The organism is Nodosilinea sp. P-1105 (genome assembly GCF_012911975.1).
Classification (GTDB): domain Bacteria; phylum Cyanobacteriota; class Cyanobacteriia; order Phormidesmidales; family Phormidesmidaceae; genus Nodosilinea.
The window spans coordinates 58,879-66,129 of sequence record NZ_SMDQ01000029.1; the positions used below are offsets into that span (position 1 = coordinate 58,879).

The 7,251-nt window shown below is 60.4% G+C and carries 4 protein-coding genes; all 4 read left to right on the forward strand.

Annotated elements, in window-relative coordinates:
* The first annotated feature begins 155 nt into the window (after positions 1-155).
* The 4 genes from E1H13_RS13815 to E1H13_RS13830 all read left to right on the forward strand — a co-directional run bounded on the left by E1H13_RS13815 (position 156) and on the right by E1H13_RS13830 (position 6,786).
* Positions 156-602, forward strand: coding sequence for a hypothetical protein (locus E1H13_RS13815; protein ID WP_206070484.1), 447 nt, complete (start codon positions 156-158; stop codon positions 600-602).
* Positions 603-660: 58 nt separating this feature from the next.
* Positions 661-1,014, forward strand: coding sequence for a DUF202 domain-containing protein (locus E1H13_RS13820; RefSeq protein ID WP_240966626.1), 354 nt, complete (start codon positions 661-663; stop codon positions 1,012-1,014).
* Between the two features lie 387 nt (positions 1,015-1,401).
* Positions 1,402-2,760 carry an AAA-like domain-containing protein gene (locus tag E1H13_RS13825; protein ID WP_169613994.1) on the forward strand — a complete coding sequence of 453 codons (1,359 nt, stop codon included), beginning with the start codon at positions 1,402-1,404 and terminating at the stop codon, positions 2,758-2,760.
* A gap of 390 nt (positions 2,761-3,150) precedes the next feature.
* Positions 3,151-6,786 carry an AAA-like domain-containing protein gene (locus tag E1H13_RS13830; RefSeq protein WP_169613995.1) on the forward strand — a complete coding sequence of 1,212 codons (3,636 nt, stop codon included), beginning with the start codon at positions 3,151-3,153 and terminating at the stop codon, positions 6,784-6,786.
* The last annotated feature ends 465 nt before the right edge of the window (positions 6,787-7,251 follow it).

Below are 7,251 nucleotides of genomic sequence, written 5' to 3' on the forward strand. Positions count from 1 at the left end.
CGCAACCCGCAACCGTTCCCCTTGACCCGCCATGAACCCAGATCGGATTTCGGCCCGCCAGCCTGGACAGTCCAGGGGCCTTTGCCGCCCACCGCCAAACGCTGACGCTGGCGCTTAACCTGGTACTCTTCTCGGGCATTGCTTTTCTGTGGTTTATGGGGGTGGTGCGCGATCGCTTTGGGGAGCAAGAAGACAAATTGTTTGCCACTGTCTTTTTTGGCAGTGGGCTGCTATTTCTGGCCATGATGTTTGCCAGTGCGGCGGTCACCGGCAGTCTGCTGCTATCGGCCAGCGAAACCGGTCTGCCTGTCTCCGACTACTACGACCTGGGCCGACTGCTGGCCCAGCAGCTGCTGGTAAACTACGCCATTCGCATGGGCGGCGTGTTTATGATTTCTACCTGTAGCTTGTTTTTGCGGACCGGGGTGCTGCCCCGCTGGGTGTCGTTTTGGGGCTATGGTTTGGCGCTGGTGATGCTGTTTCGGGTCGGCCATATCAATCGCCTGGGCTGGGTGGCGCTGTTTTTGCCCCTGTGGATCTTGCTGGTGAGCCTGTACGTGTTGATTGAGAACTACCTGCACCAAGCCAAAGCCAATCGCTAAGGGAAAATGCCCTCTCCTCGTCCCCCAGAACCACCCCCCCCACAACCTCAACAACGAGTTGGCGAAGGAACGCAACCGCGCCGCCGCCGAGCGCACCCTGATGGCCTGGATTCGCACATCCCTGTCGTTGATTACCTTCGGCTTTGGCATCGATCGCATTGTGGAGGCCATTCGCAGTAGCCGCCTTTCAGATAGCGGTCGCGTCGATATCAGCGTTCGGCTGCTGTCCATTGGCTTTATTGTGATCGGCAATCTGTCGCTGATGGTTGCGATCGCCCAGCACCAGCAAGTGCTCCGGCGCATTCGCCGCCATGACTTTCTCTATACTCCGATGCTGCCCATCGCCACCCTGACCGCTCTGGGCCTGTTAATTGTCGGCACCCTGGCGCTGATTATTCTGCTGGTGCGATGAGCAAAGCCTCTTGGCAAGGCTCAAGCAACCCATTGTTTTTGCCTGCCCGCTCAAGAGCAACGCTGTTCGTCCTGCACTACCTTGGCAGGGATAAACTGGGGTGAGCACAATGCCCAAACTCGACAATAACTTTTAGCAGCATCCCCATTGAAGGGGTGGTAGGGTTGATCACAGAACCCCGATGCACAGGTGACAGAGGTAGTCCAGATCCCAGGGTTCTATCTGGGGGGCGATTCAAGGACTGGGTCTTCAACCACAGAACTCTGGGATCTCGTGATTAAAGTCGCTTAGCAGTTCTTAGGTGCCCTCTAGCTTTCCATAAAGTTTTCCTTATGATCTCCTTAGAATTTCCCGCCATACTGGGAGCTGCTGTTCTAAAAGATGGTCGTGGGGCAGAGTAAGCGCCAGCGCCAGCGAGGGCATAGTCTCAGCGAGGCAGGCCTACACAAGTTGCAGGCTAAGCTTACCCAGGTTGAGTCTCAGCAGGGGTATCGGTTCACGCCGCAGATTTTGGCCCACCGGACTCAGCTAATTGACGCCCAGGGGTTGCACGCCACCACCGTCAAGAAGATTTTGGAGCAGCGGGCTGGGGTTGACCGGCGCTCCATTGAGATCATGTTCCAGTCTTTGGGATTAGAGCCAGACTACGGCGACTACCAGTTGGCCGCTGGCGGCGGACTGTCCGCTGCCAGGGAAATTCCAGCAGAACCCCAGCGGAGCACTCCGCCTGAATTTCCCGGTGGCCCGGTGCCGCTGGCGTCGCCCTATTATGTATTGCGCCAGGAGCAACAGGAGCGGGCCAGGGCCGAAATCTGCCAGCCCGGCGGGCTGGTGCGGGTCAAGGCACCGCGCAAGATGGGCAAAAGCTCATTTGCGCTGCGCCTTTTGCAGCAGGCGGAAAGCCTGGGGTATAGCGTTCTCCAGGTGGATCTGAAGCGGGCAGATGAGGCCGTACTGTCGGATATCGATCGGTTTTTGCGCTGGCTCTGTATGGTTTTGAGTCAGCCGTTGGGCCTGGCTCCCCACCTGGATGACTACTGGGATGCCGACATCGGCAGTAAGGTGAGCTGCACCATCTATCTTCAACAGGGGCTGCTGAGATCGCTGGATGCTCCAGTGATGGTGGCCTTCAAGGACATCGATCGCATCTTTGAGTACCCAGCCATTTTCTATGAATTTCTGCCCCTGCTGCGGTCTTGGCACGAGGAGGCCAAGAGCCATACTGAGTTTCAAAAAATTCGGTTCCTGCTCACCTACTCCACCGAAATCTATGTGCCGCTCAACTTAAACCAGTCGCCGTTTAACGTGGGGTTGCCCGTCCATTTGCCCAAGCTAACGGTTGCAGAGGTGCGATCGCTGGTGCAGACCTATGGCCTGTCCGACCCGGTGGCAGACCCCTTGACCGAGCTGGTCAGCGGGCATCCCTTTCTCACCCAGCTGGCGCTGTATCACCTCTGGGCCGGGCAGTTATGCCTGGCAGATCTACCCCAACGGGCCATTACCCCGTCTGGTATCTACGCCAACCACCTCAATCGGTGTCTGGCCAGTCTGCAAGGGAAAGCCGACCTGACGGAGGCGCTGCAGCAGGTGATCAAAACCGAAACCGGCCTTCGCCTGGCGTTCCCCGTCGCCACCAAGTTGGAGAGCCTGGGGCTGATTGAGTTTGACCAAAACTGCCTGGCTAAGCCCTCCTGTCAGCTCTACCAGCGGTTTTTCTCGACCCATTTTGCCCTGGCAGACGCCTAGAAAAAGGCAGAAGGATGTAGGGCTATGCCCGTGCGAAGCAGGCAGAAGGCAGCTTCCCACTAACCCCGCTGGGGTGAGCACAAAGTGGAAGAAACAAAACTGTTTCCAGTTTGGCGACAATCAGGGTGTTTTGGCGTCGATTAGGTTTTGTTTCTTAGGAGAAAATTCAAAATTCAAAATTCAAAACTTCCCACCCATCCCCCCTACCCTGCGGGAAGCCGCTCCGCGTCTACCACCCATCCCCCCATCCCCCCATCCCCCCATCCCCCCATCCCCCCATCCACCCATCCCCCCATCCACCCTCCACCCCTCCACCCCTCCACCCCTCCACCCTCCCACCCATCCACCCTCCCATCGCAGAACAAGCAACCCTCTATACCAAGTAGCTCTATGACACCCTTCCGATACTGGGTTGGCGGCAGTCTAGCGGCGGATGCGCCGACCTACATCGTGCGCCAGGCCGATGGTGACCTGCTCGATGCCCTGCTGGAGGGGACGTTTTGCTACGTCTTTAACGCTCGCCAGATGGGCAAGTCGTCGCTGCTGTTGCGCGCCCGGCGGCGGCTGGAGGAAAAGGGGATGCGCAGCGCTGTGCTCGACATGACCCGGATTGGTAGCGAAACGGCTTCCCTGGAGCAGTGGTATCGGGGTCTGGTGGCGGAGCTGTGGCGCAGTTTGGGGCTGGATATCAATCTCAAATCCTGGCGGCAGAAGGTGGCCGATCTATCTCCCCTGCAGCAGCTAAGTCTGTTTATTGAAACCGTGCTGCTGCCTGCTTTTGCCGATCAGCACCTGGTGATTTTTATCGACGAAATCGACAGCGTGCTCAGCCTCAGCTTTCCGGTGAATGATTTCTTTGCCCTGATTCGCTCCTGCTACACCCAGCGATCGCTGAACCCAGACTACAAGCGGTTGACCTTCGCCCTGTTTGGGGTGGCCACCCCCACCGACCTGATGCAGGACCCCCAGCGCACACCTTTCAACATTGGTCGGGCGATCGCGCTGCACGGGTTTCGGCTGGAGGAGGTGGGGCCACTGCGGCGGGGCCTGGAGGGTTGGGTGGACGACCCGGATGCCGTGCTCAGGCGGGTGTTGGCCTGGACGGGGGGCCAGCCGTTTTTGACCCAAAAGCTGTGTCAGATCGTGGTCGAAAGTCCGCCGGATGAATCCCTGACCGGCCCCGGCAGTAGCCCAGCCTCGGCCCAGGCGGCGGCGGCGGCCTGGGTAGATCAGCTGGTGCAGACTCATATTTTGCAAAATTGGGAATGCCAAGATAACCCGGAGCACCTGCGCACGATTCGCGATCGCATTGGCCGCAACGACCACTGGCGGGCTGGCCTGCTGGGGATCTATCAACAGGTGTTGCAGGCGGAGCCGGTCTCCGACCCCGACGGAGGCTCAGGCGATCCACTCGGGGATGCGCCTCCGAGGGCCGATCGGGTCAGGGCCAACGACAGCCGCGAGCAGGCAGAGATGGTGCTCTCGGGCCTGGTGGTGCCCACCGAGGGCTACTTGCAGGTCCGGTGCCCGATCTATCGCCATATTTTTAATCTGGACTGGGTTGAGCAGCAGCTTGCCGCCCTGAGGCCCTATGCCGAGGCGCTCAGGGCCTGGGTTGCCTCTGGGCAGAGCGATTCGTCCCGACTGCTGCGGGGTCAATCGCTGGGGGATGCCCTGGTCTGGGCCGAGGGCAAGGGCCTGAGCAGCCTCGACTACCGCTTTTTGGCCGCCAGCCAAACCCTGGAGCAGGAGGAAACCCGCCGCCGCCTGGAGCAGCGCAACCTGCGGCAGCAAAACCTGATGCTCTGGGGGGTCAGCCTGGCCCTGGTGTTTACCGTCGGGCTAGGGGGGGCGATCTTTACCCAGTATCGGCAGGCTCTGGCCCGCGAGCAGCAGCTCAAACTCAGCGAAATTCGGGCGATCGCCGCCTCCGCCGAGGCGTTGTTTGCCTCCGGCCAGCGTCTCGATGCCCTGGTACAGGCAATTACAGCCCAAACTCGCCTGCGATCGCTGAGTCCCCAGCGACCCCAGCGGGGCGATGCCGCCCTGGCCCAGCCCACCGAGTCGCCCACCGAGCAGCAGGCGCTCCAGCAGCAGGTGCAGCTGATCTTGCAACAGGCCGTCTACGGGGCCACCGAGTCCAATCGCATCTCCGGCTTTGGCAGCGGGGTCAACAGTGTGGCCGTCAGCCCCGATGGGGCTCACATTGCCACCGCCAGCTTTGACGGCAAAGTCAAGCTGTGGCACGCCGACGGGGCCCCGGTGTTGACCCTGGATGCCCACGAGAATCTGGCCTGGGGGGTGGCCTTCAGCCCCGACAGTTCGGTGCTGCTGTCCACGGGAGCCGACGGCAAAATCCACCTGTGGGATTTGCAGGGCACCCGGCTGCAAACCCTGGAGGGCCACCCCCTGGGGGTATGGCAGGCCCAGTTCAGCCCCGACGGCGAGCTGATCGCCTCCGCCAGCCCCGACCAAACCGTGAAGCTGTGGCGGCGAGACGGCACCCTGCTGAAAACTCTGCCCCACGACGGGCTGGTGTTTGGCCTCAGCTTTAGCGCCGATGGGCAGGCTTTGGCTACCGGCGCCTACGACAACCAGGTCAGACTCTGGCGCATCGGTGACCCCGTCGCCCCCGAATTTGGTACCCTCTTGCGCACCCTGAGCGGCCACCGCACCGGGGTAACCAGCGTCGGCTTCAGCCCCAGCGGGGATGTGATTGCCTCCACGGAGCAGGACGGCACCACCAAGCTATGGCACCCTGACGGTCGCCTGCTCAGAACCCTGGATACCGATGGGGGCTTTTCCAACCTGGCCTTTAGCCCCGATGGGCAGTCCTTCGCCTCCGTGGACATGAATGGCATGGTCAAGCTGTGGCGCTACGATGGCACTCCTTTGGCCAGTTTTCGGGGCCACAATGGCGAGATTCGCGGCGTGGCCTTTAGCCCCGACGGGCAAACTATTCTGTCCTCGGGGTTAGACGGGACCGTACGCTTTTGGCGACCTGGGGGCATGCCCTTTTTGACCATCCTTCACCACGAGGCCGAGGTGAGGGGCCTAGCCATCAGCCCCGATGGCCAGCACATTGTCACCGGTACTAACAGTGGTAGGGCCTATATGTGGGATGAGACTGGGGCGTTAGTGCGCTCCCTCGATGCCCACGAAACGCAAATCCAAGATGTGGCCTACAGCTTTGACGGCACCACCTTTGCCACTGCCAGTTGGGATGGCACGGTGAAACTCTGGCGCAGCAATGGCGACTTGGTGAGGGTGCTCCAGGGGGAGACACCGACCCCTATTCCCAAACGCACCGTGGCCTTCAGCCCCGATGGGGCCTACGTGGTGGCGGGAGACTTTAACGGCGGCCAGATCACCATCTGGCATCGCCAGGGGCAGGTGTTGAGAACGGTACTGGCCTGTGCCTCGATTGTGGGAGGGGTGGCGTTTAGCCCCGATAGCCAGCAGGTAGTTACCGGCTGCAACGACAACCAGGTCAAACTGTGGAACCTGGCCGGAGAACAGGTGACCAGCCTGCGGGGGCACCGGGGGATCATTCGAGCGGTGGCCTTTAGCCCCGACGGGCAACACCTGGTCTCGGGCTCTGTGGATACCACCGCCAAGCTGTGGGACAGCGACGGGGGGTTGCTCGCCACCTTTGCCGGGCACAGCGCCCCACTGCTCAGCGTGGCCTACACCCACCAGGCCCACTACGGCAATCGGCTAAACCAGGTTTTGATTGCCTCGGCTTCCGGCGATCGCACGGTCAACCTCTGGCAACCCGACGGCGACCGTGTGGCCACCCTCAACGGCCACACGGAGGCGGTGAACGTGGTGGCCTTTAGCGCCGACGGGCAGCGGGTGCTCTCGGCCAGCGCCGACACCACGGCGGTGATCTGGGATATCGCCACCATCGCCAATGCTGAGAATGCGCTGCGGCTCGGCTGTGAATGGATCGCCGGGTATTTGCGCTATAACGCGGAGGTGGCTGAGGGCGATCGCACCGTCTGCGACGGGGTGATTCAGCAGTAGGCGACACAAGAGGCTGCTAGCCAATCTATCAATATGCTTTAACCGCATGGCCTCACGTACCTGATCCAGCCGCGTTGTTGGCTTCTTATGCAAGGGGGAAGTCCTGTGCCATTAGTACTGTGCGCCACTAGTACACTGGGCAATAAACGCTACCTGATAGTCTATGTGTACCATGGCTAAATTATGTGGAAGGTTTCCTGCTATCCACCCAAATCCGGTAATATGCGGAAAGTTTCTAGCGATCTAGCGGATCGCGGTAGATATACTGAAGCGTTCTGCCTATCTGCCCTCCCAGGGACGATATGTGGAAATCATCTCTCTAAAAAGATTGTTAGGCGCGCGACTCGAAGTCGTTCGGGGGAGTTGGAAAGGGCTCCAAAATCCTTTACCCGCTAGTGTTCAAGCGGATGTCCGCCTTGGAATGTTCAACCAGTAATGGGAGGGCAGCATCAGCAGACAAGGTCA